The following is a 26,740-nucleotide window of genomic DNA, read 5'->3' as shown; positions in this document are numbered from 1 at the left end:
CGGTCGCCGTCGGTCACCTGCTGGGTCTCCCAGCGGGTGAACGGATGGGTCGAGGCGGCGATCGGGGCCAGGCCGTAGTCGTCAGAGGCCTCGGAGACGGCTATTCGCAGCAGCCCGATCTCTGCCCTCAGGTCCTTGAGGTTCTCGCAGACCGGGGTCCCGATCTCGATCTGGCAGCTGAACAGCTCGGGGCTCACCAATCCGTGGCGCAGGGCCTTGACCTTCTCGATCAGGCCCTGGGGCTGGTAGGACACGAGCGCCCCCGTATCGCGCTCGACCAGGAGGTACTCCTCCTCGATCCCCATAGTCCAGGAAGGCTCGGCAATCATAAGGTGAGTTTAGTGTTCTGCCTCTGTCGTTATCTGAACATCTGGCGATGGGGATGTGAATAGACAGAAGGAGTTCATCACGAGACATGGCGTGGGATCCTTCCGCAACCATCACCTTTTCGGAAGGATACTGTAGTAATCTACCGAAATGATCTCGAATGCGGAAGACATTTCGGGCCAATACGTAGAATCCGACTGGAACGGGCGAACGGTCCGGGCGTGGGTACCGGCGCCGCTCCGAGAGCGCGCTCTGGTCTTGTCGGCCTCCACCGCGAGAGCCGGCGAGCGAGCCTGCGCGGCCATAAGGCTGGCGGAAGCGAGGCTGCCCGACCATTGGGAGCCGTTGGCCCGGCTGCTCCTGCGTAACGAGGGGATGGCCTCCTCCGCCATCGAAGGGCTGCGCGAACCGCCAGAAGCCGTCCTGATCGCAGGACGGACCGGCTCGGGTGGCGCCGCCGGCTGGGTTGCCGACAACCTGGTGGTCATCGATCGGGCCTTGGAGACCGCCCACGCGGCGTTGACCGTGGAAACCCTGCATGGCTGGCACAGGCAGCTCATGCGGCACGGGATGCTGCCGCCCGGCATGGTCGGGGCATTCCGACCGGTACTCGGCTGGGTGGGAGGCAGTACGCCCATGGACGCGACCTACGTTCCTCCGCCGCCGCAGGAAATCCCGAGACTGGTCGAGGATCTGATCCTGTTCGCGGACGGCAGCCCTCCGGACCTGGATCCGGTCTCCCACGCCGCCGTGATCCACGCCCAGTTCGAGGCAATCCATCCTTACGGAGACGGAAACGGGCGTCTCGGACGGGTACTGATCGGCCGGACACTGCACAGGAGGGGGGTGACCAGGTGTACCAGCGTTCCCATCAGCGTGGCCATCGCCCGCGATCCCGGCGGCTACCTTTCCGGCCTTCACCTCTTCGAGCAGGGCATGACCGACCCTTGGGTCAGGTGGTTCGCCGCGATGGCCGAGAGGGCCGCATCCGCCACCAGCCGGATCCTCGACCAGACCGATGCCCTTTTGACCCAGTGGGAGGAAGCACTCAGCGGGCTACGGTCCGACCACGGTGCCCGCGCCCTGCTCCCCAACCTCCCCGCCCATCCGCTACTCAGCGCCGGGGACGTGGCCGGGCTACTCGGCAGCAGCGAACGGAGCGCCCGCACGGCGCTGGCCGCGCTGGCCGACCGCGGCGTGGTGTCGCCGATCGACGTCCCGAGCACAGGCCCCGGTCGCAACCGCCACTGGTTCATCGCACGTGATCTGCTCCAACTCTGGCAGGCATGAGTCCGTTGATTCCAGAATGCCGTCAGTGCTCAGCGGACCGTGGCCGGTAACGTGTGGCGACTCGGTAAAGAGACAAGCCCTATGGCCCTACGCCTCACCTCGCCCCGACCTGATAATGCTTCGGGCACCATCCCTACCGACTGAAGATTGCGGGCCAGCTGACGATCATTCATCTTCCGCTCCACTTGTAGGCCGGGTAGGGCGTTTCTTCGACGCTCGTTCCATTCAAGAGGTACCGGATGTGCGCTGGCGGAGGGCTTCGAAGAGGACCAGGGCGGCGGCGGTGGCCGCGTTGAGGGAGTCGGCCGAGCCGGCCATGGGGATGCGGGCCATGGGGAAGCGTCCGTCCAGCCAGGTCTCGCTGAGGCCGTACTGCTCCGATCCCACCACGACGGCCACTGCCCCCGAGTAGTCAGCGTTCCAGTAGAGGTCCCGGGTCGAAGGGGTGGTGACGAGGGCCCTGATCCCGTGTTCGACCAACCACCGGATGGCGCCGTCCGCGGTCGAGACCGCCAGCGGCACCGTGAAGAGGCAGCCGAGCGAGGCCCGCACCACGTTGGGGTTGAAGGGATCGGTGGTGGGATCGGCCACGATGGCCGCGCTTACCCCGGCGGCATCGGCCGCGCGCAGCATGGTCCCGAGGTTGCCCGGCTTCTCGATGCCTTCCATAACCAGCAGGAGCGAGTCGGGCCGGAGCCTGATCCGCTCCAGCCCGGTGTCGAACTGGGGCGCCACGGCGAGCAGCCCCTCGGGCCGGTCCCGGTAGGCGGCCTTCCGGAACGGATCGGGCGCCAACCGGTGGCAGCGGGCGCCTGACGCCATGATCCGTTCGACCAGTTCCGGCTCGTTGGTCCCGAGGAAGAGGGGATCGCACACGTAGACCTCATCGATGCGGATACCGGCGGCCACCGCCCGGGTGAGCTCCCGGTAACCCTCGATCAGGAAGGCGCCCTCGCTGTCACGATGGCGCCGGCTCCGGAGCCGCACCAGGCGCTTCACCTTGGGGTTGGCCGGAGAGGTGATCATCCGGATCCGTCGGCGGCGGACCAGCGGTCCCGGTGGATGACGTCCCGGACGGGCCGCCGGCCCCTGTCCAGCGACCCCGACCTCCGATCGGGGGCGGGATGGCCGACGGTGACCACGCCGATCGGCGAGTAGTCCTCGGGGATGTCCAGCAGCGCCGCCAGTCCGGACATGGCATGGCAACCGAGGAAGCCGGCCGCCAGGCCCTCGTCCACCGCCGCCAGGAGTATGTTCTGCAGGGCGGCTCCCGCGTCTATCCACCAGTAGGGGACCGGCCACTCGACCTCTTTCCCGTCAGGCGACTTGTCGGGTTCCCGGTAGCGACGGCGGTAGGCCTCCTCCGAGGCGCAGACGACCACATGGACCGGCGCCCGGCTGATCCACGGGTCGAACCCGGCGTCCACATAGTCGGCCTCTCCCGCCAGGGCGGCGATCTCGGCACGGTCGGCCCGGTCGGTGACCACGACGAAGGCCTGGCCCTGGGAGAACCCGGCGCTCGGGGCTCTCCGTCCCGCATCGACTATCCGTTCCACAGCCGCCGGATCCACCGGACTGCCGGTGTAGTTGCGCACCATCCGCCGCCGGGCGATCACCTCACGGAACTCCATGGCTTCGTACGGTAGTTCCGGGACGTGTCGGGATGGCGATACGCGCCCGGGGTCAGACCGTAGGGACCACCCTGGCCAGATCTTCGAGAGCGGCCTTGGCGTCGGAGAACATCATCAGGGTGGTTTCGCGGTAGAAGAGCGGGTTGTCGATGCCAGCGAAACCGGGGGAGAGGCTGCGCTTGACGACTATGACGGCGCCGGCCCGGTCCACGTCGAGGATCGGCATCCCGTATATCGGCGATGAGGGGTCGTCCCGCGCCGCGGGGTTCACCACGTCGTTGGCGCCCACCACGAGAGCGACATCCGTGCGGGGGAAGTCATCGTTGATCTGGTCGAGGTCGAGCAGTTGCTCGTAGGAGACGTCCGCCTCTGCCAGCAGGACGTTCATGTGCCCGGGCATCCGTCCGGCGACGGGGTGGATGGCGTAGCGCACCTCCACGCCCCGTGCGGCCAGCCGGTCGGTCAGGTCCCGGGCGCTGTACTGCGCCTGGGAGACGGCGAGGCCGTAGCCGGGGACCACGATCACGGAGCGGGCATAGGCGAGCGTCACGGCGGCATCGTCCACGGTCGCCCGGCGAACCGGGCCACTCCCTATCCCTTCGGGCGGCAAGGCATCGTCTCCCCCGAACGCCGCGAACAGGACGTTGGCCAGGGAACGGTTCATGGCCCTCGACATGATGGCGGTCAGGACCAGGCCTGACGCGCCCACGAGCGCTCCCGAGATTATGAGGGCTTCGGAGCCGATCACGAAGCCGGTGGAAGCCGCGGCGAGACCCGACATGGAGTTGAGGAATGCGACGATCACCGGCATGTCGGCGCCGCCGATCGGGAGGGTGCGGGTCACACCCAGCAGGGCGGCCAGGGCGATCAACAGCCACAGGGCGCCGCGATTGCCCGAGGCCGCCATCCAGACGCCCGAACCCACCACCGAGACGGCCAGCGCCGAGTCAAAGACCATCTGCCCCCTGAACAGCAGGGGCCGGCCCGGGATCAGGCCCTGGAGCTTCCCGAACGCCACGAAGCTGCCGGTGAAGGTGGCGATGCCCAGGGCGCAGGAGAGGGTGACCGTGACCGCGGTCTCCGCCGTAGACGATCCGTTCGCCAGGAACTCGGCTGCCGCCACCATGCCCGAGGCGGCGCCGCCGAAGCCGTTGAAGGCCGCCACCAGCTGCGGGATTCCGGTCATCGCCACCCGGCGGGCCAGGATCGTGCCCGCGGTACCGCCGACGAGGAAGCCGGCCACTATCAGCGTGTAGTCGACGATGCCCGACCGGAGCAGCGTCACCACAATCGCGATCAGCATCCCGACCGCACCCATCAGGTTGCCCGAGCGGGCGGTCAGCGGGGAGCTCAGCCGTTTGAGCCCGAGAATGAACAGAGTGGCGGCGGCCAGGTAGAGGAGGGTGGAGGCGGCGTCGCTCAACTCCCGCGCCTCCGGGACACGCGCCTGCGCGTGCCGAACATCTCCAGCATCCTGTCGGTCACCAGGAACCCGCCGACCACGTTGATCGTGGCGAAGGTCACGGCCAGGAACCCGAGGATGGCGGACAGGACATCTCCCCGCCCGGCCACCAGGAGGGCCCCGACCAGGGTGATCCCGGAGATGGCGTTGGATCCGGACATGAGCGGGGTGTGCAGCTGGGGAGGAACCTTGGTGATGACCTCGAAGCCGACGAAAGCGGCGAGGACGAACACGGTGATCCCGACGGCGAGAGTCATGGCGTCGCCTCGAGCCGGGCCAGAACGTCGGGGTGGACCACGTCGCCGCCCCGGGTGATCGTCACTCCTGCCCGGATCTCGTCGTCGGCGCCGGCGGTCGCTGGGTCGTCGAGATAGCTGAAGAGCTCGTAGGCGTTGCGGGCGAAGGTCCTCGAGGCATCGGCGGCAGGTCGCGCCTCGAGGCCGGTGGGCCCCACCACCGTGACGCCTCCCACCCGCACCACTTCGTCCGGTACGGTCAGCACGCAGTTCCCTCCCCGTTCGGCGGCGCCGTCGACGATCACCGACCCGGGCCGCATGCCGGCGACGGCCTCCGCGCTGACCAGGGTGGGGGCGGGCCTACCCGGGATGGCGGCCGCCGTAATCACCACGTCGGCGGTCGCCAGGTGAGGCTCCAGGCCCTCCAGGAGGCGGCTGCCGTCGCCTTCGGAGAGCGGGCGGGCGTACCCGCCGGAAGCGGAGGAGTCCTGCTGGGTCACGTCCAAGTCGATGAAGGAGGCGCCCAGGCTCCGGACCTGTTCCCCGGCGCTCGCCCGGACATCGTATCCCCTGACCACCGCTCCGAGGCGTCGAGCGGTGGCGATGGCTTGCAGGCCGGCCACACCGCATCCGAGCACCACCACCGTCGCCGGGCGGATCGTTCCCGCCGCGGTCACCATCATGGGGAAGATGCGGGGGAGACGGGAAGCGGCTTCCAGCACCATCTCGTACCCGGCCAGCGTGGCCTGGGACGACAGGGCATCCATCGACTGGGCCCGGGTGGTCCTGGGAAGGGTCTCGAAGGCGATGGCTGTCACCTTCGCCCCGGCGAGGGCTCGCATGGCGTGCGGCTCGTCGAGCGGGCGCAGGAGGCCCAGGAGCCACGCGCCCGGAATCATCCGGGATAGCTCGGCATCACCGGGAGGCCCGACCGTCACTACCGCGTCGGCTTCCCACGCCGAGCCGACCATCTCGCATCCCGCTTCCCGGAAGGCTTCGTCGGGCAGGCCGGCGACCTCACCGGCGCCGTGCTCCACCTGGACCCGATGGCCGTCCTCCAGGTATCGCTCGGCGATCTCGGGGGTGATCCCGACGCGGGTTTCGGGGCTTGGCTGCCGCGGGGCTCCGATGTTCATTCGTTATCCGGTTCTGGTCGAGGCCCTTCGGGGAAGGATTTCAAGTCGTCAGGCTTCCGCCACTGCAGCGGCTATCCGGTCACCCAACTGGTCGGTGGAGGCGCCCATGTCGGGTCCTCCCATCGATCTCATGGTGGGTAGCGCCGCTCCGACCGCCTCCTCCACGATCGACGCCGCCCGGTGCTCGCCCAGGTGGGAGAGGCACATGGCGGCCGACAGCACCGCGGCCACCGGGTTGGCCCATCCTCGTCCTACGATGTCGGGCGCCGAACCGTGAACGGGCTCGAAGAGGGACGGGTAGTCGCCCTCGGGATTGATGTTGCCGCTCGCGGCGAGGCCCATGCCGCCCTGCAAGGCCGCGCCGAGGTCGGTGATGATGTCGCCGAACAGGTTGTCGGTGACGATCACGTCGAAGCGCTCGGGCTGGGTGACCATGTGCAGGCACATGGCGTCCACGTGGGCGTATTCCACCGCCACGTCGGGGTAGCGCTCGGCGATCTCACAGACGGTCCGGTACCAGAGGCCGCCCGCGTAGGTGAGGACGTTGGTCTTGTGTCCCAGGGTCAGGTGCTGCCGCCGTCGCATGGCCTGCTCGAACGCGTACCGGACGATCCGCTCCACGCCGAAGCGGGTGTTGAGCGACTCCTCGACGGCTACCTCGGCGGGAGTGCCCTCGCGGAGTACGCCGCCCGATCCCACATACGGCCCCTCCGTGTTCTCCCGGAGGACGAGCATGTCGCAACGGTCGGGTGTAAGGCCCGCGATCGGGGTGGCTACTCCGGGCAGCAGCTTGATGGGCCTGAGGTTCACGTAGAGCTCGAAGTTGAATCTCAACCTGAGGAGCAGCCCTCGTTCCAGGATTCCGGGCGGGACGTCAGGCGTGCCGACCGCTCCTATCAGGATCGCGTCGAAGCCGGCGAGCTCCTGTTCCACCGAGTCGGGCAGGACGTCGCCGGTGGCGAGATACCGGTTCCCTCCCAGGTCGTAGCGCTCGGTCTCTACGGCGAACCCGCACCGGTCGCCGGCTGCCTCCATGGCCTTGAGGGCCTGAACGATAACCTCAGGTCCGATTCCATCTCCGGCGATGACCGCCAGCCGGTGCCGTCGTTCGCTCATCAGCCGGTGATCTTAACCGTCCATCATAAGGTTTTAGTGGTCTTTCTATGCCGGAGTCCCGGCGCCCGCATTCAGCACCCGGTTCAGGGCTTCCACGAAGGCATGGCCCGAACCTTCAACCACATCTGTAGAGATGGCCCGCCCGCTCCGGGACATGCCGTCGATCTGGATCACTACGTTCACTTCGGCCATGGCGTCGGCGCCGGACGTGACCGGCACCACCCGGTAGTCGAGAAGGTGGGGGTCCAGGCCGGACGCCCTCTTGAGGGCGGCGAAGGTGGCGTCCACCATCCCACCCCCGGTGCCGGTGAACTCCTCGGTCTCGGACCCCTCGCCCCGCGTCACCACCACGGTGGCGGTGGGCTCCACGTCCGTCCCCCCTCGCACCCGCATCGACACCATGCGTATGGCGTCCGGTACGCGGCGGCTTCCGTGGCGGATGATGGCCCGCAGCTCCTGCTCGTTTATCTCCACCTTCCGGTCAGCCATCTCCTTGAAGGCGACGAAGGCCTCGTTGAACTGGTCGTCCTCCAGCACGATGCCGAGTTTGGCCAGCGCGTCGGCGAATCCGGCCCGTCCGGAGTGCTTGCCCAGCACGATCTGGCTGGTCGCTCCCACCGACTCCGGATCCATGATCTCGTAGGTTTCCCGGTCGCGGAGCACCCCGTGCTGGTGGATGCCGGACTCGTGGGCGAAGGCATTGCGCCCCACGACCGCCTTGTTGAACTGGATGGGATACCCGGTGAGTCGGGAGACCAGCCGGCTGGTGGGCACGATCTCGGCCGTGTTGGCCCCGACCTCCACCCCGAAGTGGTCCTGGCGGGTGGTGACGGCCATGATCACCTCCTCGGTGGAGGTGTTCCCGGCCCGTTCGCCGATACCGTTGATGGCGCCCTCGATCTGGCGGGCCCCCGCATGGATGGCGGTCAGCGAGTTGGCCACGGCCAGCCCCAGGTCGTTGTGGCAATGGGTCGACACGATCACGTCGTCCCTGCCTCCGAGCACCTCGTCGTACACCCGGCTCAGCAACCCGACGTAGTCCTGGGGGGTGGCGAAGCCCACCGTATCCGGGATGTTGATGGTGGTGGCGCCCTCCCGGACCGCCGCCTGGCAGGTGGCGATCATGAAGTCCGGGTCCGAGCGGGTGGCGTCCTGGGGAGAGAACTCTACATCGTCCGTGTAGCGCCGGGCGCGGCGGACCGACTCGATGATCGACTGCATCACCTCGGCTGGGGTCTTGCGGAGCATCCGCTCCATGTGGATGGGGGAGGTGCTCTGGAAGACGTGGATCCGGTGGCGCTCCGCGTGACGTACCGCGTCGTAGGCGCGGTCGATGTCGTCCGGCGTGCACCGGGCCAGCGAGGCGATCACCGGGCCCTTGACCAGCTTCGCGATCTGGGAAACGCCGTAGAAGTCGCCGTCGGATGCGGCCGCGAAGCCGGCCTCGATGACGTCCACCTGCAGCCTGGCCAGCTGCCGGGCGATCGTGAGCTTCTCGTCAGGGGTCAGGGCGATTCCCGGCGCCTGCTCCCCGTCTCGGAGGGTGGTGTCGAAGATGATCAGTTTGTCCTGTGGCATGGCTGTCTGCTCCGGTTGGAAGAGGTGGGTGGGTTGGCGGTGATGGAGGGAGGGGCGCCTCCACGACCCTACGTCAGGTCGTGGAGGCCCGTTAGCACCAGAGGCCGCCGGAGCAGCAGGAACCGGCCGGGACCGACCGGTGCGGGGATGGGCGACGGACGTGCCGGGCGGATCATCAGTCGCTCGGGGTCTTGGGGGTAAGGAAGGGCATCAGCTCGCGGAGGCCGGCGCCCACCTGTTCGACCTGGTGGCTGCGCTCCGCGGCCCGTCGCCTGAGTAGCTCGGGCGCTCCGGCCCGGGCCTCGGCCATCCACTCGCGGGCGAACCTTCCCGAGCGGATATCCGCCAGTACATCCTGCATGACCCGCCGGGTCTCGTCGGTGATGATTCGCGGGCCGGTGCTGTAGTCACCCCACTCGGCGGTGTCGGAGACCGAGTATCTCATCCAGGACAGCCCGCCCTCATACATCAGGTCGACGATCAGCTTCAACTCGTGGAGGGTCTCGAAGTAGGCCGACTCGGGGGCGTAGCCCGCCTCGACCAGCGTCTCGAAGGAGGCCTTGACCAGTGCCGACAACCCACCGCAGAGGATTACCTGTTCCCCGAACAGGTCGGTCTCCGTCTCCTCGCGGAAGGTGGTCTCCAGCACGCCGGCCCGGGTGCCACCGATACCCCATGCGTAGGCGAGGCCGAGGGCATGGGCGCCGCCGGTGGCGTCCTGGTGGATCGCGAGCAGGCACGGCACCCCCGAACCTTCCGTGTAGGTGCGCCGCACCAGGTGTCCGGGGCCCTTCGGCGCCACCATCAACACGTCGAGGCCCGGCTCCGGGGTGATCTCGTCGAAGTGGATGTTGAAGCCGTGGGCGAACATCAGGGCGTCGCCGTCCGCCAGGTTGGGGGCGACCTCGGCTGCGTAGAGGTCGGCCATGTGCTGGTCGGGCACCAGCATCATCACCACGTCCGCCCAGCCGGAGACCTCCGCCACGGTGCCGACCGTCAGGCCCTCGTCCTGGGCCTCGGTGCGGCTCTTGGACGACTCCCTGAGGCCGACCCTCACCTCGACGCCCGACTCCCGCAGGTTCAGGGCGTGGGCGTGTCCCTGGCTCCCGTATCCGATGACCGCCACCTTGCGGCTCGATACGGCGGCGGGATCGGCATCGTCGTCATAGAAGATTGCAGCCATGTCTACCTTCCGGGGATCGCTGACCGGTCGGGAATCGTAACGGGGCGCCGGCGGAACGTCATCCCACCGCCTTGAGCTTGCGGGCCTTGGGTTCGCGGTTAATGGCGATCCGCCCCGACTTCACCAGGTCCACGAGTCCGAACGGGCGGATCAGCTCCAGCAGATCGTTCAGCTTGGTGGGGGAGCCGGTGACCATGAACGTGATGGAGTCGACACCCACGTCGACCGGAGTCGCCCTGAAGATGGTGGCCAACTGGAGGACCTCGGACCGTTGCCGGGAGTTGGCCCGCACTCTGACCAGCATGATCTCGCGCTCGATCGAGGACCCGGGGTCCAGTTCGGTGATCTTCACCACGTTCACCAGCTTGTGGAGCTGCTTCTTGACCTGCTCCAGTTCCGGCGCCCGCACCACGATGGTCATCTTCGACAACCCCGGCTCGGCGGCCGGCCCCACCGCGAGGGAGTGGATGTTGAATCCCCGCCGGGCGAACAGCGAAGAGACCCTCGCCAGGACACCCGGTTTGTTCTCAACCAGGACGCTCAATACTTGCTGCTCGGTCACAGGTCCTCCGGTCCGTTGAGAACGATGTCGTTGGACCCGCCGGCGGGCACCATCGGGAAGACCATCTCGTCCCGGTCGACCACGAACTCGGCCACTACGGGCCGGTCGTCGATCTCCAGCATGGTCTCGATCACGTGGTCCACCTCGTCCACCCGGGTGGCGCGCAGCCCCGCGCAGCCCATGGACTCGGCCAGCTTCGGGTAGTCCGGGAGCTGTTGCCCGAGGTCGGAGGCAGAGAACCGCTCGTTGTAGAAGAGGCGTTGCCACTGGCGGACCATGCCGTGTGCGGCGTTGTTGAACAGGGCCACCTTGATGGGGATGCGCTCGTAGGCGGCGGTTATCAGCTCCTGGACGGTCATCTGGAAGCAGCCGTCGCCGTCCACCGCGATCACCTGCTGGTCGGGCATGCCGGCCTTGGCTCCGATGGCCGCCGGGACCGCGAACCCCATGGTGCCCAGCCCGCCGGAGTTGATCCAGTGGCGGGGCTGGTCGAACCGCCAGTACTGGGAGGCCCACATCTGATGCTGTCCCACGCCCGACACCACGATGGCGTCGTCGTCAGCCCGGTCTCGCAGGCGGCTGATCACGTGCTGTGGCTTCAGCGGGCCGTCGACCTGCTGGTCGAAGCGGAGCGGGTACCGTTCCTGCCAGGTCCTGATGGTGGTCCACCACTTCTCCAGCTCCGGGGTAGGTGTGTCTCCCCAGCGCTCGCACATCGCCTCCAGTATGAGGCGGGCGTCACCCACGATGGGAACCTCCGGAGCGCGCACCTTCCCGATCTCGGCCGGATCGATGTCGGCATGTATCACCTTGGCGAATGGAGCGAAGGCGTCGGGATCTCCCGTGACCCGGTCGTCGAAACGCACGCCGATGGCTACCAGCAGATCGGCCTTCTGCATGGCGGTGGTGGCGGCGTAGAGGCCGTGCATCCCCGGCATTCCCAGGGTGTTGGGATTGTGATCGGAGATGGCGCCCCGGCCCATCAGGGTGGTGATGACCGGCATGTTCGTCATGCGAGCGAAGGCGGCCAGGGCTTCGCTCCCTCCCGCTTTGATGATGCCGCCCCCGACGTAGAGAACGGGGCGTTCCGCGCTCTCGATCAGCCGGATGGCCTCACGTATCCGGCGGGGGTGCGGGGAGGTGGTGGGACGGTATCCGGGCATGGCCACCGGCTCCGGATCCCGCCACGGCACGCGGGCGTTGAGCACGTCCTTGGGGATGTCGACGAGCACCGGCCCGGGACGTCCGGTTGACGCCAGGTGGAAGGCCTCGGCGACGGTCTGGGCGATCTCCTCGGCGTGGGTGACGAAGTAGTTGTGCTTGGTGGCCGGCATCGTTATGCCGGTGGTGTGGGCCTCCTGGAAGGCGTCGTTACCGACGGCGTGCGTGGGCACCTGTCCGGTGATGGCCACGATGGGAACCGAGTCCATCAGCGCGTCCGCCAGCGGAGTGACCAGATTGGTGGCGCCGGGACCCGAGGTGGCGATGGCCACGCCGACCTTCCCGGTAGCCCAGGCGTAGCCCTCGGCCATGTGGCCTGCGCCCTGCTCGTGGCGGGCGAGGACATGGCGGAATCCGGCGTCGATTAGCGGGTCGTAGGCAGGGAGGATGGCGCCGCCGGGGATGCCGAAGGCGGTCTCGACCTCCTGGTATTCGAGTGCTTTGATCAGTATCTCTGCGCCGGTGATCATGCCCATCTGCTTCCTTGCTGGTCTCGCTGGTCCTGTGGTGCTCTCATACAGAAAGCCCTCCGGCAGGAGGGCTTCAGCGCACAGCCGCGTTGCGACGGTGCGCTACATAAGTACTAGTACGAGGCTGCGGCCGGTCATGAGTAGCCGAAGTATGGAGCATGCGGGCCGTGATGTCAACATTTGTGGCGGCATCTATCGAGGCGTTGACAGTTCGGCTCCTTTACTGCTTACGATTGGGGCATGCGAAAGCCGGAACGCCGGCTCCTCCGCCAAGTGGTCGAGGTCGCCCGCCGGACCCTGAAGGACATGGAGTGGCGCGACGTGCCCCGGTCGATGCATCGAGTCGCGCAGAGCACGGGAAGGCGCTTGCCCGCGCCCCTGGAGAAACTCCTCCTCGATGAGATCGACGGCGACGAGTGGCTGCGCGAGCAGGTCGCCGGGGAGTTCAGCGGTTCGCAGGAGAGCGATGATCGCCACGAGCGGGCGGCCGCGCTCTTCCTGCTGCGCCCGGACGGATGGGAGGACGGCCTGGAAGGGATCCGCCGAGACCACCGCGACGCCTGGAACTCGGAACGGATCAAGCGCCACGAGCGGCGGATCAGCGAGTTGGAGTCGGATCTGAAGAAGTTGAAGGGAGATGCCCGGCAAGCCCGCAGGGAGGCGGAGGAAGCCAGACGTGAGGCCGACCGCCGGGAGGAGCAGGCATGGGATGAGGCTCGATCCAGGGTGGAGCCCGAGCTCATCGAAGCCTGCGATCGGCTGAGACGGGATAGACGCCGGCTGACCGGGGAGCTTGACGCGACGCGCGCCGAGCTGGAGGAGACCAGGCAACGCCTGGCCGCTACGCGCGGGGACCTGGAGAGGGAACGGCGGATTGAGCATGTCCCGGCCACCCGCCCGGGGGTGCTGAACGTGTGGGCGGACATGGACGCGGTGGAAGCAGCCCGGCAGTTGGACGAGGTGGCGCGGGCTTTCTTCCCGGGTCCGGCGCTGCCTGTCCCGACGGAGCCGGTTCTCGCCAGCCAGGAACCGCTCGTCCTGCCGGCGGGCATAGCGCCGGACAGCCGGCAAGCCGTCGAGTGGCTGATCGAGCTGGACCGGCCCTTCACGCTGCTGGTGGACGGCTACAACGTCACCGCCAAGATGTACCCGTCCCATCGGTTCAGCCGACCCGAGATACGGGATCGTCTACAGAACGACCTGGCCGAGTTGAGGTTGCGGGCGAAGGGGCGCCCCCGGATCACTGTGGTGTGGGACTCGGCCCGGGCCATCGAGACCAGTGCCGAGACCCTCCCCAACGGGATCGAGGTCAGATACACGCGAGAGGGGTGGAAGGCCGACGACGAGTTGATCGACCTGGCAGGGGGCCTGGGCGCCTCGGCTGCCGTGGTGTCCAGCGATCGTGAGGTCCGGGAGGAAGCGCAGCGGGCCGGATCGCTGGGCCTGTGGAGCGAGGCCCTCGCCAACTGGGCGCTCAACGGCTGAGGCCAGGCCCTACACACATCTCTCCGAGCGCGCCGCTCCATAGAAGCGACTGTTCCCGAGCGGCGCGTTCCTAACCGCGGAAGAAGCGGCCCACCAGGTTGACCACGATGGTCAGCAGCAGGCTCGCCACCAGCATGGAGGTGAGCGGGATGAACATGACCGACCGGTCCCCGACCCGGCGGATGTCGCCCGGCAGGTTGCCGAACCAGGAGAGAAGCCCGAACCGGGCTGCGAGGCCGGCCGCGATGGCGATCAAACCCCCGATTATCAGAAGATTGCTGACGCTCCGCATGCCGCTACCTACGCTACCCGGGCGACCCGTATGGCTAAGGTCCGACTGCCTATGCAGGTTATGTGCACAATGCGGGCGGGCGCCGTGAAGTTCCGATCGGTGGCGGGGTGATCAAGTGACCGCGCTCATGGCCATCCGAGGAGACCGGCACCCTAGGCGGGCAGTTTTGGCTGTGGCAGTGGCGCTTGTAGTGGTCGTGTCGGTGCCGGCTACGCCGGATCAGGCCACCGCGCTGCCTGCATCGGTCCCCATCATTGACGGCCCTGCTGCTTCCGGAGGGCCGGTCGAGGACCGGAATACCAGCAGCGGTTCCGGGGCGATGGCCAGCGGTGCGGTGACGAGCAATGTCGTTACCCGGCCAACGGCCGCATCCTCGGCAGGAAGTGCCGGAGCGGTCTTTACCGCCGTGTCCGCCGGCGGCGATCATTCCTGCGCGTTACGGACCGACGGAACCGTCACGTGCTGGGGAGACAACCTGAGGGGCCAGGCCGGTGCTCCCTCGGGATCGTTCACCCAGATTTCCGCCGGGGGCAGGCATTCGTGCGGGTTGCGGACCGACGGGACCGTCGACTGCTGGGGCGGTGACGACTCAGGACAAGCGACCGCACCCTCGGGATCGTTCACCCAGATCGCCGCCGGCGGCGATCATTCCTGCGGGATACGGACCGACGGAACTATCCGCTGCTGGGGCGACAACTTTTTCGGGCAGGCGAATGCACCTTCGGGATCGTTTACCCAGGTCGCCGCGGGCAGTATGCGGTCGTGCGGGCTGCGGACCGACAGGACGATCAGTTGCTGGGGCGCACCGAGTGAGAGGTGGCCGTCGGGGTCGTTCACTCCTGCGGGATCGTTCACTGCGGTGTCTGTCGGCTGCGGGGTGCGTACCGACGGGACTGTCACGTGTTGGGGCGACCACTTCGGGGCGACCGTGCCTTCGGGTTCGTTCACCCGGGTCTCCACCGGCGGTGGCTACTCGTGCGGGTTACGTGGCGGAGGGTCCGTGGTCTGCTGGGGGAGTGACCATCTTGGACAGGCGACCGCGCCGTCGGGATCGTTCACCGCCGTCTCGGCCGGCCCCCAGCACGCGTGCGGTTTACGTCCCGACGGGACCATCGACTGCTGGGGTAAGAACACCAGAGGGCAGGTGGTCGCGCCTTCGGGGTCGTTTAGCCGGGTCTCCGCCGGCAACGGCCAGTGGTGCGCATTACGGAGGGACGGGTCTGTGGCGTGCTGGGGCGAAAACCGAGGGCTGGCCGGCGACGGTACCTTCACATTCGATTCAGCGACCGCGCCTTCCGGGTCGTTCAACCAGGTCTCCGCCGGCTCCTTCTATGGGTGTGGGCTACGGACCGACGCGACCATCGTCTGCTGGGGCCTCAACGACCACGGGCAAGCGACAGCTCCTTCGGGGTCGTTCACCCAGGTCTCCGCCGGCAGACTCCATGCATGCGGAGTACGGACGGATGGTTCTGTCATCTGCTGGGGCGACACCTTCACGTACTATCCGGCGGCCGCTCCCTATCCGGTGGTTGCTCCACCGGGGGCGTTTACGCAGATCTTCGCCGGCCACGACGGCGAGGTCTGCGTACCGTGGGCGGTCGGCGCGGATGCGGTTGTCGGCGTGAAGTTGACCACGGTAGACCGGCGGACCGTTGATTCTATCTTGTGTTGGGATGACGAGCCGGACGGGCCTACGGGGTCGTTCACCCAGGTTTCCGGCGATTCTCACCATGGGTGCGGGTTACGAACAGACGGAACCATCGAGTGCTGGGGCAGGAACGAGCCTCTCCAGGGGTCGTTCACCGGTGTGTCCGCCATCCCCGGGTATACATGTGGGTTGGTGACCGAGTGGACCAGCCTCTCGACCGAGGTGGGTTGGGTTTGCAACGGTGATCCGGCGGGTCGGCCTCCGTTCAACGAGATCTTCGGCGCCGGCTACGACGATACGTCCGGCTTCGATACCTGCGCAGTACAGACGGATGGTTCCATCTTCTGCCGGGACAAGGAGCCGGCAACCGCGCCTCCGGGGTCGTTCACCCAGGTCTCCGCCGGCTTCGACCACTCCTGCGGAGTACGGACGGACGGTTCCATCGTCTGCTGGGGCGGGCGGTCGTATTCGGCAGAGACCTTTGAGAAGTTCGAGACGAGTCCGCCTTCAGCGCCGTTTACCCACGTCTCGACGGGCGCTTCCTCTCAGTGTGGGTTACGGACCGATGGTTCTGTCATCTGCTGGGACGTCTACGGACCGGAAGTTGCGCCTTCGGGGTCGTTCACCCAGGTATCCGGCAACTCTCAGCAAGGGTGTGGGTTACGGAGTGATGGCTCTGTCTTCTGCTGGGGAGACAACGACGACGGGCAGGCACTGCACCTCCGGGGTCGTTCACCGCGGTGTCTGCCAGCGACGCGACTTCGTGCGGGGTCCGCACCGATGGGTCGGTGGAATGCTGGGGTAGCCAGCCAGTAGTGCTACCGGCGGGACCGGTCAGCGGGTTTGGTTCCAGTCCGGGCGAGCACGCCGGGGTTCACCAACCTGCCGTAGACGCCCTCATGCGAGAGATGCCCGGCATCTTTGACGGCACGGGCTGCGACCAGGGTCTTTGCCCCCGCGAGCCGCTGCGGCGCTGGGAGATGGCCGTCTGGCTGGTACGGGTCCTGGACCGTGCCAACCCCTCCGCCGCGGCATCCTCCACGTTCGCCGACGTGGACGCCGGTCTTTGGTGGGCGCCCTACACCGAACGCTTGGCCCAGCGGCAAGTCACTGCCGGATGCGCACTCAATCCACCCCGGTTCTGCCCCGACCAGACCGTCAACCGGGCGCAGATGGCCGCCTTCCTCGTAAGGGCGTTCAACCTGCCGGCCGCACCCGCCTTCGGGTTCGTCGACACCCTAGGCAACACCCTTCAGACCCAAATCGACGCCTTGGCCGCCGCCGGTGTGACCGCCGGATGCGGCCTGAACCCGCTGAGGTATTGCCCCGGGAAACCGGTGACCCGCGCCGAGATGGCCACCTTCCTGGCCCGCGCCACCGGGATCATCGAGTAGCCACAACCTCCTGCTCACACTGCCGTCGCTGCGCCCTGACGCAGGCTGCTGTCGTTCCCCACCCCTCGTGCCCGGTGTCTATCCAGCCGCGACCGGTAGGTTGATCCCTGCGCTACCGTGGCTCTCCGGCCACCCAACCACGACTCCCAGGAGGATGCCATGCCCAACCCCGTAGTCCACTTCGAGATCCAGTCCGTGGACTCCGAGAAGAGCCGGGATTTCTTCAGGGAAGTCTTCGGATGGCAGATCGAGGTGGCGTCAGAGATGGAGTACGGCCTCGTGAACACCGGCGCCGAGTCGGGGATCAACGGCGGTATCGAAGCCTCGCCCACCGGGGAGAACCAGGTGATGATCTACATCGAGGTCGACGACATCCAGGGCTATCTGGACCGGGCGGTGGCCGCCGGCGCCGGGGTAGTCCTGCCGGTGACGAGCATTCCCGGCGCCGTGACCTTTGCCGTGTTCTCGGACCCGGCCGGCGTGGTGGTCGGCATCGTGGACAGCGAGACACCCCCGGCCGAATAGCAGCTAGACCTTCAGGCGTCGGTCACGCATCCGGTGCTTGCTGTCGACACCGTCCGGATGTACCTGGCCAGGGTGCCCCGCGTGGCCTTGAGCGGCGGAGGCGTCCAGGCCGCCTGACGGTCGGCCAACTCGGCCTCGGATACGTCGAGGGTGATGGTCCGGGCCACCGCGTCTATCGAGATCCGATCCCCGGGTTCCACCAGCGCGATCGGGCCGCCCTCCTGGGCTTCGGGGCAGACATGGCCCATGATGAAACCATGGGAACCGCCCGAGAAGCGGCCGTCGGTGATGAGGGCGACGTCCTGGCCCAGACCGGCGCCCATGATGGCTGAGGTGGGGGTGAGCATCTCGGGCATGCCCGGCCCGCCCTTCGGGCCTTCGTAGCGGATGATGATCACCGATCCCGGCCCGATCTCGCCCCGCTCCAAGGCGGAGAGCATGTCCTCCTCGCTGTCGTAGGGCAGCGCCGTGCCAGTGAAGGAGAGGCCTTCCTTGCCGGTTATCTTGGCGACAGCGCCTTCGGGGGCCAGGTTGCCCCGGAGGATCTGGATGTGGCCGGAGTCCTTCACCGGGTTGTCCCAGGGCGCTATCACCAGCTGCCCCTCCGCCAGGCCCGGCAGGTCGGCGAGGTTCTCGGCCATGGTCCGGCCGGTCACGGTCAGGCAGTCGCCATCTATGGCGCCCCGTTCCAGCAGCATCCTCAGCACCGCCGGCGTGCCCCCCACCTCATGCAGGTCCTCCATCACGTACCGGCCGGAGGGCTTGAGGTCGCCCAGGTAGGGGATGCGGTCGCTGACCGGCTGGAAGTCCTCGATGTCCAGATCGACCCCGGCCGAGTGGGCCATGGCCATGAGGTGTAGCACCGCGTTGGTAGAGCCGCCCAGCACCATCGTGATGACCATGGCGTTCTCGAACGCCGCCCGGGTCATGATTTGGCCGGGGCGGATGTCCTCCTCGAGAAGCCTCCGGATGGCGGCACCCGCCTCCCGGCACTCGGCCGCCTTGCCCGGGTCGGTCGCCGGAGTCGAGGAACTGTAGGGGAGGCTCATTCCCAGCGCCTCGATCGCCACGGCCATCGTGTTGGCGGTGTACATGCCCCCGCATGCGCCGGCGCCGGGGCAGGCATTGAGGACCACGTCGAGCCGATCGTCCTCGCTCAGGCGGCCGGCGATCGCCTCGCCGTAGGACTGGAAGGCCGACACGATGTCGATCGGGTCGCCGTGGCGGTTGACGCCGGCCCGGATGGTGCCCCCGTAGATCATCAGCGCCGGACGGTCGAGACGGGCCATCGCCATGACCGCCCCCGGCATGTTCTTGTCGCAGCCCGGGATCGAGATGTTGGCGTCGTACCACTGGGCGCTCATGACGGTCTCGATGGAGTCGGCGATGAGGTCCCTCGACTGGAGCGAGTAGGACATGCCGTCGGTCCCCATCGACATCCCGTCCGAGACCCCGATGGTGTTGAAGCGCATCCCCACCAGGCCGGCCTCGGTGACACCCAGCTTGGTTTGGGCCGCCAATTCGTCCAGGTGTATGTTGCAGCTGTTGCCCTCGTACCACATCGAGGCGATCCCGACCTGGGCCTTCGACATGTCGCCCGGCGTGAGGCCGGTGGCGTAGAGCATGGCCTGCGAGCCGCCCTGCGAGCGTTCCTGGGTTATCCGTCTGCTGACGCGGTTTATAGCTGTTTCCATGCGCGCCAATCATAGATTGGGTGACCACTGTGGTTGGCCTGTCAAATGCCGTCAGGTTGCCGGGTGGGCAGACCACTAGCCTTGTCGCCATGCTCCTCCCGCCCGATCGAAGGCCGCCGGCCGTCGGGCCACAGGATGGCGATGATCGTGGTGGCCGGTGCTGATCGTCAGCGACGTGCATGGGGCTTTCACCGAGTTGGCCCGGGTCGCCTCACGCGGAGGGCCTCTCCTGGTGCTCGGGGATCTGCTCAACTTCGTGGATTACCGCACCGGCCGGGGCATCGCCGCCGACGTGTACGGCTCCGAATACGCCCTCGAGTTCATCCGTAACCGAAGGACCGGCGACTGGCCGGCCAACCGCAGGCTGTGGCGCCGCGTCCAGGAGGGACGGGAGTTCGATCTGGCCGAACGCATCCGAGCCGAGGTACGCCGCCAGTACCGGGCGGCGCGCCGGGCACTGCTTCCGGCCGAGGAGGCCTACGTGATATACGGCAACGTGGACTGGCCGGAGGAGATGGCGGTCGCGCTGGGAGATGAGGTCATGCTGGTGGACGGCGAGGTGGTCGAGATCCAGGGCTACTCGGTCGGGTTCGCCGGGGGAGGGGTGCCGACCCCGGCCCGTGCCCGGGGTGAGGTGTCGCACGAGGCGATGGCCGCCAAGCTCGAGGCCCTGGGACCGGTGGACATTCTCTGCACTCATGTCGCCCCGTCGGTGGCGCCGCTCCGCCGGGACGTGGTGACGGGCATGCTGGAGCGGTCGTCCCCGGTGGTGCTGGACTACCTGGCGACCCACCGGCCCCGTTACCACTACTTCGGTGACATTCACCAGCCCCAGGCACACGAGTGGCGGGTGGGACGTACCGTCTGCCGCAATGTCGGTTACTTCCGGGCCACGGCTCGCGCGGCGCGCCACCGCTGAAGTGTCACCGTCCGGTGGTACGTTGTCGGCATGGTGTTCCCGGGGCCGGTAGAGCTGGGGCGCGGGGTGGTCGTCAACCCCGGCGACCCCGATCCGATCGAGGGGCTGCCCAGGGTGCGGGTGGATCAGGATCTGCTGGACTCGCCCGAGTTGCTGGCCGGGACGGTGGACCGGCTCCATCGGGGGTGGTCGGCCCGAGAGCGTGTGGCGGTCGAGCTGGCTGTCGACCAGGAGGAACTCCGCCGCCCGGTCATGGAGGAGCGCCCGCTGTGGCAGCTCGGGACGGACTTCACCATCCTCAGGGAGCGGCTCCACTTCCTGGTCTGGGCCAACAACTGGGACTGCCGCAGCGGCACCCCGGTGTGGTGGTGGGGTTCGAAGGCCGCCGGGCTGGGCGCCGCCGAGGGTGGTCCCGCCGACATAGTCCTCCGGAACGGCGAGCCGGCCTGGGTGGATGGAGGCCCGCGGGAGCCGCTCGACCTGCCTGTGGTGCATGCCGAGTCGGTCTCGGTGGGCCGTCTCCGTCCGGGCGGGTCGCCGGCAAGGCTCGACCCGGAACTGGATCCCGCCCAGCGGGCGGCCGTAGAGCATGGCGCCGGCCCCGCCCGCATCATCGCCACCGCCGGATCGGGTAAGACCCGGACCCTCCTGGCCCGGCTCGCCCACCTGGTCGACCACCGGGGGGTCGAGCCCGGCCTGGTGACCGCGGTCGCCTACAACAACCGGGCCGCGGCCCAGATGAGGGAGCGTCTGGCGAGGCAGGACCTCCACATCCGGACCATCCACTCCCTCGGATGGGCCATAGTAAGGGAATCCCTGCCGGACGCCCGCCTCCTCGACGAACGAGAGGTCCGGGGACGTCTCCGGGGACTTGTACCGAGCCGGCCCGTTCTCAACAAGGACGTGATCGGTCCCTACCTGGAGGCATTGTCGGACGCCCGCCTGGGACTGGCGGATCCGGCCGAGGTGGAGGAGGGCCGCGACGACATCCCCGGCTTCGCGGAGGTCTTCAGGCGCTACCGCTACCGGCTCGAACGGCACGGCCTGGTGGACTACGACGAGCAGATCTACCGAGCCATAGAGCTGTTGCTCCGGGACCCCGACCTCCGGGCTCGCTGGCAGTCCCGATGCAGGCACCTGCTGGTCGACGAGTTCCAGGACCTCACACCCGCCTACGTGTTGTTGCTCCGGGTGCTGTCATCGCCGTGCCTCAACGTGTTCGGGGTGGGGGATGACGACCAGACCATCTACGGGTATGCGGGGGCGGACCCGCGCTTCCTGGTGGACTACGACCGCCTCTTCCCCGGGGGGGCGGAGCACGCCCTGGAAGTGAACTACCGGTCGCCGGCCGCAGTGATCGGCGCCGGAAACCATCTGCTTGCCCGCAACCGGGTCCGGGTGCCGAAGGCCGTCAGCCCGGCGCCCGGCTCGCCGGACGGGACCGACCGCCTCCTGATCCTCGAGCGGCCCGATCCGGAAGTGACCGGGGAGGCGATCGACCGGGTTCGCGCCTGGTTTGCGGACGGTGTCCCTCCCGGTGAGGTGGCGGTGCTGGCCCGGGTCAATTCGGCCCTCCTCCCCGTGCTGGCCGGGTTGGACCGGGCCGGGCTGCCGTTGAACTCCAGGATCGAACCCGGACTGCTCGACCGGTCGGTCATGAGGTCGGTGCTGGCCTGGATTCGCCTGGGGCTCCGCCCGGAGGAGATGGGGCGCCTGGACCTGCTCGAGGCGGTCCGACGCCCCTCCCGGGGTCTCAACCGCCTGGCGGACCGGCGCCTACAACTCGGTGCGTACTCGCTGGCGGATCTCGGGGAGCTGGCCGAGGGCTTGGAGGGACGCCAGGCGGAGGCATGGCTCACGTGGGTTCATGACATCGCCGGGCTGGCCGGCAAGGCAAGGGACGGAAGGGTAGGCCCAGTGCTCCGGCGGCTGATCGATGGCATCGGTCTGGGCCGGTCGGCCCATCTACTGGATCGCAACCGGACCCGGGTGGACAAGGCCGGTCACGCCGACGATCTGGTGGCGCTCCTCCGGACCGCCTCGGTGTACGGCGACGCGGGGACGTTCGAGGAGGACCTGCGGGCGGTGCTGGCGCGACACCGCGGCGCGGGAGAGGTCCGGGACGGCGTCACGCTCTCCACGGTCCACCGGGTCAAGGGGATGGAGTGGGACCGGGTGCTCGTATTCGGGGCTGATCGGGGCCTGATGCCCCATGATCTGTCGGAGAACGTGGAGGAGGAGCGCCGGATCCTCTACGTCGCCATCACCCGAGCCCGCCAACAGGCCGTGGTGGTGGCCGACGCTCGCCGTCCCTCGCGGTTCCTTGCCGAGATGCGGGGACGGCCGCCTCGGGAGACCCGGGGCTCCACCGCGCGGGCGCCGGCCGCGGCGAAGGCAACCGCTACGCCGGTGGGGGTCGATCCCGAGTTGTTCGAGAGGCTCAAGACCTGGCGTCGTGACAGGTCCAGGGCGCTCGATGTCCCGGCCTACCGCCTCTTCTCGAATCGAACTCTCGAAGAGATAGCGGCCCGACGGCCGCGGGACGAGCAAGAATTGCTGGCGGTGAACGGGGTCGGTCCTACTAAATTGGCACTATTCGGGGAAGAGGTGCTGGAGATCGTGCGGGAGAGTCCCCCGTCCTGAACGGGCGGCATCCCCCGAGCGCCTATCGGTAACGAGGGGTAATCACCGCGTCCCCGCCGGTTCGGAAGGATGGGTCTAGCGAGTGTCCAGGTCGACTCTCCAAGCCATTGAGATAGACGCCCCACCGGCCAGGTGTTTCGAGGTGGCGGCCGACGTGGAGGCCTTTCCCGAATGGGCCGGCGGCGTGCGGCAGGTCTCGGTCCACGAGAAGGACGCCGATGGTCGGCCCGTCAGAGCCACCCTCGTGGTGGATGCCATGATCCGCCAGATCGAGGTCACCTTCCGTTACACCTACGACCCGCCCCACACGATCCGCTGGACCGCCGAGCCGGGCCGGGATGTCCTCGAGTTGGAAGGATCGTACGAGTTCCGCGAGCTCGGAGAGGGGACCACGGCCGTCTACATGCTGAGGGTGGTGCCCGGATTCGACATCCCCGGATACCTCCTCAGCCAGGCCGAGAAGCAGATCGTGGGCACGGCCCTGCGGGCGCTGCGGAAGCGGGCCGAAGGGAGCTGACCGCTCGGCCTCGACCCGGTGATCGATCACCCTCGTCACCAACCGGCGGCTTCCGGCTACAGACCCTTGGACGCGCCCGTTCCGGCGTGGGAGGGTACGCCGGAACGGGTTGGGGGAGGCTCTGGTCTGGTCTCAGATGACGGACGGAGCACTCAGGCAGCCTCGATCTCGATGGTCCTGGGCAGGACGTCCGGTTGCTTCCTGACCACCACCTCGAGGATGCCGTTGGCGAGCCGGGCCGTCACCTGATCGCTGTCGACATTGTCGGCCAGCGTGACCGAGCGGGAGAACCCGCCGGCCGCCAACTCCCGGTGGCGGTAGGTGGAGCCCTCAGGCAGGTCGTGGGAACGGGAGCCCTTGACGGTCAGAACGTTGTCCTCGACCGTGACCTCGAGGTCGGACAACTCGAATCCAGGGATCTCGAAGCGGGTGATGATGTCGGTGCCGGACTCGATGATGTCCACTCGGGGAACCAGCGTCGGCGCTCCCAGTCGATCGCGGGTGCCCAGGAGATGGGTTCCGGCGAGGGGGAAGCCGTCGAACAACGAGTCGATGTCGGAAACGAACTTGAAGGGTCGGGTGCGTACCAGCTGCATCTGCGTGCTCTTTCTCCTCTGATTGTGGTGGGATCGGCCCGTCGGACCGCCTACCCGTGCTTGCTAGTCATATAATCTAACACATCTCTGCTGAGATTTCTTCCCGATAACACCTAACTTTTTTCGGACTCCTGTGGATCGGGCAGGATTTGCCGGCGTTGACGACCACGGCGATCCGAGCGACCGGGTCCGCGGGTCCGGTCAAGATCCGGAGCAGTCGTCCTCCGAGATGGGACGCCGAGCCCGTAATCTGTGGTGGTGGCCCGAGAACCGACCTGGCGCCGAGGCTGATGGACGACCCTGGCCTGACCCTGGGTGTCGATCTTGGCGGAACCAAGATGGCGTTCGCTCATGTCGACGCGCGCGGCGAGATCGTGAAGCGCCTGATGATGCCCCGGCCTGCCACGGCCGCCGAGATGGAGACCGTGCCGGTCGAGGTGGCGCACTCCCTGCTCGGTCCCCGCGTCAGGGCGGTCGGGATCGGCGCCGCCGGCCTGGTGGACGCCGAGGCGGGGGTCCTGGTCTGGGGTCCCAACGTGGAGGGCCGCGGGGTTCGTTTCCGGGAGATCTTCGAGGCCGAGTTGGGCCTTCCCACCGTGGTCGACAACGACACCAACGTCTCCGGCCTGGCGGAGGCGCGGGTGGGTGCGGCCCGCGGCTACCGGCACGTCTGCATGATCACCCTCGGGACCGGCATCGGCGGTGCGTGGATCATCGACGGCCGCCCCTACCGCGGGCGCGGGTTCGCCGGAGAGGTGGGGCACATCCCCGTGGATGTCGGAGGGCCCCGCTGTACGTGCGGCCAGAGAGGATGCTGGGAGACATTCGCCTCCGGCCGCCGGCTCGATCAGATGGCCCGGGACCTGGCTGCGGCGCGTCCGGGAGGGCTGGTCGCCAAGCTGGCCCTCGGGGAGTTGCCGGCGGGACAGCAACTGACCCGGGCCGCCACGGAAGGCGATCCCGACGCCATCGGAGCGCTTCAGGAGGTGGCCATGTGGTTGGGTGTCGGCATCGCCGGGCTGGTGGCGGCCATGGATCCCGAGATCGTGGTCGTCGGCGGGGGCGTGTCGGAGGTCGGGGGCCAGTTCCTGGATGCCGCCCGCGATTCGTTCCGGGATGCGCTGGAGGGATCCGACCACCGGGATCCGACGCCGATAGTATGCGCTGCCCTCAAGGAAGACGCCGGCGTCATCGGCGCCGGACTCCACGCCCGGGAGAGCCTGCTGTGATACGTGACTGGTTGGAAGCAAGGTTGGCGGATGAGCGCACGCGAGCGCTCATCCGGGAGGCCGTCATGCTGGTGCCCAACGTGGGCAAGCTGGTGGCCCGCCTGGCCGGGGATCCCCGCGTGCCGGCCCGCGCCAAGATCTTTGCCGGGATCGCCACGGCCTACGCCCTCTCGCCGATCGACGTGGTGCCCGACTTCATTCCCGTGCTTGGCAAGACCGACGACATCCTGCTGATGGCGCTGGCATTGCGCCACGTCATCGAGGAGGTGGGTGTGGCGGTGGTAAGGGAACACTGGGACGGCCCCGACCAGGCACTCACCGTGATGATCGACCTGATCAGCGCTGTCGCCGACACCGTTCCGAGGCCGATACGCATGGCCCTCAACCGTTACCTCCGCGCCGGTTGAACCGAGCGGCCGGGCGCCGGCGCGGTAACCGTGTAGCGGGACGTCAGGTCGAAGATCAACAGTGAGGTACGCGGTTCTGTTTCCGGGCCAGGGAAGCCAGCGGGTGGGCATGGGCGCCGATCTCTTCGGCGCCCGGCCTGACCGGCTGGTCGACGTGTCGGACCGGGTGCTCGGATGGTCTCTCCGGGACGTGTGCCTGGACGGGCCGGAGGAGAGGCTGACCGCTACCGAACACGCCCAACCGGCCCTCTACGCCCTGGCGTACCAGCTCTGGACGGAACTCAGCGAACGGGTGGGTGGCCCACCGGCGGCGGCGGCCGGGCACTCGCTCGGGGAGTACACGGCGCTGGCGGCGGCCGGAGCCTTCTCGTTCGAGACCGGGCTCGGGCTGGTGGACCGGAGAGCCCGCGCCATGGCTGACGCGGTGGCTCGGGTGGTTTCCGGAATGGCCGCCCTCCTGGGCGTGTCCGATGAGGTAGCCCGCCAGGTCGCCGCCGACCGGAGGCGCGAGGGCGGCAGGCTCTGGGTGGCCAACCTCAACGCCCCGGGCCAGGTGGTGGCGGCCGGCGCGCTCGATGACATCGGCTGGCTGGTCGGCAACGCCCGTGATCTGGGCATCCGGCGAGCGATCCGACTCGATGTGGCGGGGGCCTTCCATACCCCGCTCATGGAACCGGCGGTGTCGAGGCTGGCTGACGCGCTTGCCGGCGTGGGGATCCGCCCCCTCGCCTTCCCCGTATGGGCCAACGTCACCGCCCGACCGATGGCCGGGAGTCAGGTCAAGGAGATGCTGAGCCGCCAGATCACCGCACCGGTGCGGTTCGGCGAGACCCTCCGGGGCATGGCGGACGCCGGGGTCGATACCTTCGTCCACGTCGGCCCCGGGGACGTGACGGCCGGCCTGGCCAGGCGGGCGGCTCGAGGGTGCCGGGTCCTGGTCGCGTCGTCGATCGCGGAGGTCGAGGAAGTCGCCGACCGCCTGGGCCGGTCATGATCCGTCGCCGCCGGCCGCACTCCCTACGCTCCTGTCCCACCCGGTCCGCCCTCTGGCGCCCTGTCACCCGGCCATCGATGACCACCCTGGCTAGTGGTCTGTCTGCGAAACAACCGGGTGCTCTGGCGGCCATCGGCGTCCCGTCGCTGCGTTCCGCTTCCTCGACGTACCGCTGCGGGTACGCC

General features: G+C 68.1%; 25 protein-coding genes and 1 pseudogene. 11 read left to right on the top strand and 15 right to left on the bottom strand.

Annotated elements, in window-relative coordinates:
- A partial coding sequence (locus OXK16_06710; GenBank protein ID MDE0375635.1) for a glutamate-cysteine ligase family protein occupies positions 1-329 on the bottom strand: 329 nt, incomplete at its 3' end.
- Between the two features lie 148 nt (positions 330-477).
- Between OXK16_06710 and OXK16_06705 the strand changes: the two genes are divergently transcribed.
- On the top strand, positions 478-1,617 hold the full coding sequence (locus OXK16_06705; protein MDE0375634.1) for a Fic family protein: 1,140 nt from the start codon (positions 478-480) through the stop codon (positions 1,615-1,617).
- 225 nt (positions 1,618-1,842) lie between these two features.
- Here OXK16_06705 and OXK16_06700 read toward each other — a convergent pair whose 3' ends face one another.
- The 10 genes from OXK16_06700 to OXK16_06655 all read right to left on the bottom strand — a co-directional run bounded on the left by OXK16_06700 (position 1,843) and on the right by OXK16_06655 (position 12,263).
- Complete coding sequence (locus OXK16_06700) at positions 1,843-2,643, bottom strand: RNA methyltransferase (protein MDE0375633.1); 801 nt, start codon at positions 2,641-2,643, stop codon at positions 1,843-1,845.
- Positions 2,640-3,248, bottom strand: a complete 609-nt coding sequence (locus tag OXK16_06695; protein MDE0375632.1) for a nitroreductase family protein — start codon at positions 3,246-3,248, stop codon at positions 2,640-2,642. Before OXK16_06695 ends, OXK16_06700 begins: the two co-directional genes overlap by 4 nt.
- Before the next feature lie 52 nt (positions 3,249-3,300).
- A complete protein-coding gene (locus OXK16_06690) occupies positions 3,301-4,671 on the bottom strand; it encodes an NAD(P)(+) transhydrogenase (Re/Si-specific) subunit beta (GenBank protein MDE0375631.1) in 1,371 nt (456 codons plus the stop codon).
- Positions 4,668-4,967, bottom strand: coding sequence for an NAD(P) transhydrogenase subunit alpha (locus tag OXK16_06685; protein ID MDE0375630.1), 300 nt, complete (start codon positions 4,965-4,967; stop codon positions 4,668-4,670). Before OXK16_06685 ends, OXK16_06690 begins: the two co-directional genes overlap by 4 nt.
- Positions 4,964-6,082, bottom strand: coding sequence for an NAD(P) transhydrogenase subunit alpha (locus tag OXK16_06680; protein MDE0375629.1), 1,119 nt, complete (start codon positions 6,080-6,082; stop codon positions 4,964-4,966). The genes OXK16_06685 and OXK16_06680 overlap by 4 nt, the downstream gene beginning before the upstream one ends.
- Before the next feature lie 48 nt (positions 6,083-6,130).
- A complete protein-coding gene (locus OXK16_06675; protein MDE0375628.1) occupies positions 6,131-7,198 on the bottom strand; it encodes a 3-isopropylmalate dehydrogenase in 1,068 nt (355 codons plus the stop codon).
- A gap of 45 nt (positions 7,199-7,243) precedes the next feature.
- On the bottom strand, positions 7,244-8,776 hold the full coding sequence (locus OXK16_06670; GenBank protein ID MDE0375627.1) for a 2-isopropylmalate synthase: 1,533 nt from the start codon (positions 8,774-8,776) through the stop codon (positions 7,244-7,246).
- A gap of 175 nt (positions 8,777-8,951) precedes the next feature.
- On the bottom strand, positions 8,952-9,959 hold the full coding sequence (ilvC, locus tag OXK16_06665) for a ketol-acid reductoisomerase (GenBank protein MDE0375626.1): 1,008 nt from the start codon (positions 9,957-9,959) through the stop codon (positions 8,952-8,954).
- 58 nt (positions 9,960-10,017) lie between these two features.
- Positions 10,018-10,503: an acetolactate synthase small subunit gene (gene ilvN, locus OXK16_06660; protein ID MDE0375625.1), complete on the bottom strand. Its 486-nt coding sequence runs from the start codon at positions 10,501-10,503 to the stop codon at positions 10,018-10,020.
- A 14-nt stretch (positions 10,504-10,517) separates the two neighbouring features.
- Complete coding sequence (locus OXK16_06655; protein ID MDE0375624.1) at positions 10,518-12,263, bottom strand: acetolactate synthase large subunit; 1,746 nt, start codon at positions 12,261-12,263, stop codon at positions 10,518-10,520.
- A gap of 189 nt (positions 12,264-12,452) precedes the next feature.
- On the opposite strand from OXK16_06655, the gene OXK16_06650 reads away from it, so the two are divergent.
- The gene (locus OXK16_06650; protein ID MDE0375623.1) at positions 12,453-13,697 is read left to right on the top strand and encodes an NYN domain-containing protein; all 1,245 of its coding nucleotides are present in this window, start codon (positions 12,453-12,455) and stop codon (positions 13,695-13,697) included.
- A gap of 70 nt (positions 13,698-13,767) precedes the next feature.
- Here OXK16_06650 and OXK16_06645 read toward each other — a convergent pair whose 3' ends face one another.
- Positions 13,768-13,989 carry a DUF2905 domain-containing protein gene (locus tag OXK16_06645; GenBank protein MDE0375622.1) on the bottom strand — a complete coding sequence of 74 codons (222 nt, stop codon included), beginning with the start codon at positions 13,987-13,989 and terminating at the stop codon, positions 13,768-13,770.
- Between the two features lie 319 nt (positions 13,990-14,308).
- On the opposite strand from OXK16_06645, the pseudogene OXK16_06640 reads away from it, so the two are divergent.
- Positions 14,309-14,464: pseudogene (locus OXK16_06640) on the top strand (RCC1 domain-containing protein).
- A gap of 170 nt (positions 14,465-14,634) precedes the next feature.
- On the opposite strand, the gene OXK16_06635 reads toward OXK16_06640, so the two are convergent.
- Entirely contained in the window at positions 14,635-14,937 is a 303-nt protein-coding gene (locus tag OXK16_06635) for a hypothetical protein (GenBank protein MDE0375621.1), read from the bottom strand.
- Between the two features lie 1,599 nt (positions 14,938-16,536).
- Here OXK16_06635 and OXK16_06630 point away from each other — a divergent pair.
- Together OXK16_06630 and OXK16_06625 are read left to right on the top strand one after the other, a co-directional pair.
- Positions 16,537-17,031, top strand: coding sequence for an S-layer homology domain-containing protein (locus tag OXK16_06630; GenBank protein MDE0375620.1), 495 nt, complete (start codon positions 16,537-16,539; stop codon positions 17,029-17,031).
- 159 nt (positions 17,032-17,190) lie between these two features.
- Positions 17,191-17,556, top strand: a complete 366-nt coding sequence (locus OXK16_06625) for a VOC family protein (GenBank protein ID MDE0375619.1) — start codon at positions 17,191-17,193, stop codon at positions 17,554-17,556.
- A gap of 11 nt (positions 17,557-17,567) precedes the next feature.
- Here the strand turns inward: OXK16_06625 and ilvD are convergent, their stop codons facing one another.
- On the bottom strand, positions 17,568-19,250 hold the full coding sequence (ilvD, locus tag OXK16_06620; protein ID MDE0375618.1) for a dihydroxy-acid dehydratase: 1,683 nt from the start codon (positions 19,248-19,250) through the stop codon (positions 17,568-17,570).
- 157 nt (positions 19,251-19,407) lie between these two features.
- On the opposite strand from ilvD, the gene OXK16_06615 reads away from it, so the two are divergent.
- The 3 genes from OXK16_06615 (at position 19,408) to OXK16_06605 (ending at position 23,329) form a co-directional block, all read left to right on the top strand.
- A complete protein-coding gene (locus OXK16_06615; GenBank protein MDE0375617.1) occupies positions 19,408-20,169 on the top strand; it encodes a metallophosphoesterase in 762 nt (253 codons plus the stop codon).
- 30 nt (positions 20,170-20,199) lie between these two features.
- Complete coding sequence (locus OXK16_06610; GenBank protein ID MDE0375616.1) at positions 20,200-22,812, top strand: ATP-dependent DNA helicase UvrD2; 2,613 nt, start codon at positions 20,200-20,202, stop codon at positions 22,810-22,812.
- An 82-nt stretch (positions 22,813-22,894) separates the two neighbouring features.
- Positions 22,895-23,329: an SRPBCC family protein gene (locus OXK16_06605; protein MDE0375615.1), complete on the top strand. Its 435-nt coding sequence runs from the start codon at positions 22,895-22,897 to the stop codon at positions 23,327-23,329.
- Between the two features lie 152 nt (positions 23,330-23,481).
- Here the strand turns inward: OXK16_06605 and OXK16_06600 are convergent, their stop codons facing one another.
- Positions 23,482-23,925: an Hsp20/alpha crystallin family protein gene (locus OXK16_06600; protein ID MDE0375614.1), complete on the bottom strand. Its 444-nt coding sequence runs from the start codon at positions 23,923-23,925 to the stop codon at positions 23,482-23,484.
- Between the two features lie 290 nt (positions 23,926-24,215).
- Here OXK16_06600 and OXK16_06595 point away from each other — a divergent pair, with 290 nt between their 5' ends.
- From OXK16_06595 to fabD, 3 genes are all read left to right on the top strand, one after another.
- Positions 24,216-25,154: an ROK family protein gene (locus OXK16_06595; GenBank protein MDE0375613.1), complete on the top strand. Its 939-nt coding sequence runs from the start codon at positions 24,216-24,218 to the stop codon at positions 25,152-25,154.
- 23 nt (positions 25,155-25,177) lie between these two features.
- Positions 25,178-25,561 carry a DUF1232 domain-containing protein gene (locus OXK16_06590; protein ID MDE0375612.1) on the top strand — a complete coding sequence of 128 codons (384 nt, stop codon included), beginning with the start codon at positions 25,178-25,180 and terminating at the stop codon, positions 25,559-25,561.
- 61 nt (positions 25,562-25,622) lie between these two features.
- Positions 25,623-26,555 carry an ACP S-malonyltransferase gene (gene fabD, locus OXK16_06585; GenBank protein ID MDE0375611.1) on the top strand — a complete coding sequence of 311 codons (933 nt, stop codon included), beginning with the start codon at positions 25,623-25,625 and terminating at the stop codon, positions 26,553-26,555.
- The last annotated feature ends 185 nt before the right edge of the window (positions 26,556-26,740 follow it).

It is taken from the genome of bacterium, assembly GCA_028821235.1.
In the GTDB taxonomy this organism is placed as follows: domain Bacteria; phylum Actinomycetota; class Acidimicrobiia; order Spongiisociales; family Spongiisociaceae; genus Spongiisocius.
This window is presented reverse-complemented; position numbering and strand designations above follow the sequence as displayed.

Bases quoted from the DNA above. Each gene is read 5' to 3' on its own strand.
- OXK16_06600 (MDE0375614.1), bottom strand. From the start codon at position 23,925: ATGCAGCTGGTACGCACCCGACCCTTCAAGTTCGTTTCCGACATCGAC.
- OXK16_06650 (MDE0375623.1), top strand. From the start codon at position 12,453: ATGCGAAAGCCGGAACGCCGGCTCCTCCGCCAAGTGGTCGAGGTCGCC.
- OXK16_06630 (MDE0375620.1), top strand. From the start codon at position 16,537: ATGCGAGAGATGCCCGGCATCTTTGACGGCACGGGCTGCGACCAGGGT.
- OXK16_06645 (MDE0375622.1), bottom strand. From the start codon at position 13,989: ATGCGGAGCGTCAGCAATCTTCTGATAATCGGGGGTTTGATCGCCATC.
- ilvC (MDE0375626.1), bottom strand. From the start codon at position 9,959: ATGGCTGCAATCTTCTATGACGACGATGCCGATCCCGCCGCCGTATCG.
- OXK16_06595 (MDE0375613.1), top strand. From the start codon at position 24,216: ATGGACGACCCTGGCCTGACCCTGGGTGTCGATCTTGGCGGAACCAAG.
- OXK16_06675 (MDE0375628.1), bottom strand. From the start codon at position 7,198: ATGAGCGAACGACGGCACCGGCTGGCGGTCATCGCCGGAGATGGAATC.
- OXK16_06705 (MDE0375634.1), top strand. From the start codon at position 478: ATGATCTCGAATGCGGAAGACATTTCGGGCCAATACGTAGAATCCGAC.
- OXK16_06670 (MDE0375627.1), bottom strand. From the start codon at position 8,776: ATGCCACAGGACAAACTGATCATCTTCGACACCACCCTCCGAGACGGG.
- OXK16_06625 (MDE0375619.1), top strand. From the start codon at position 17,191: ATGCCCAACCCCGTAGTCCACTTCGAGATCCAGTCCGTGGACTCCGAG.
- OXK16_06695 (MDE0375632.1), bottom strand. From the start codon at position 3,248: ATGGAGTTCCGTGAGGTGATCGCCCGGCGGCGGATGGTGCGCAACTAC.
- OXK16_06680 (MDE0375629.1), bottom strand. From the start codon at position 6,082: ATGAACATCGGAGCCCCGCGGCAGCCAAGCCCCGAAACCCGCGTCGGG.
- ilvD (MDE0375618.1), bottom strand. From the start codon at position 19,250: ATGGAAACAGCTATAAACCGCGTCAGCAGACGGATAACCCAGGAACGC.
- OXK16_06610 (MDE0375616.1), top strand. From the start codon at position 20,200: ATGGTGTTCCCGGGGCCGGTAGAGCTGGGGCGCGGGGTGGTCGTCAAC.
- OXK16_06700 (MDE0375633.1), bottom strand. From the start codon at position 2,643: ATGATCACCTCTCCGGCCAACCCCAAGGTGAAGCGCCTGGTGCGGCTC.
- OXK16_06685 (MDE0375630.1), bottom strand. From the start codon at position 4,967: ATGACTCTCGCCGTCGGGATCACCGTGTTCGTCCTCGCCGCTTTCGTC.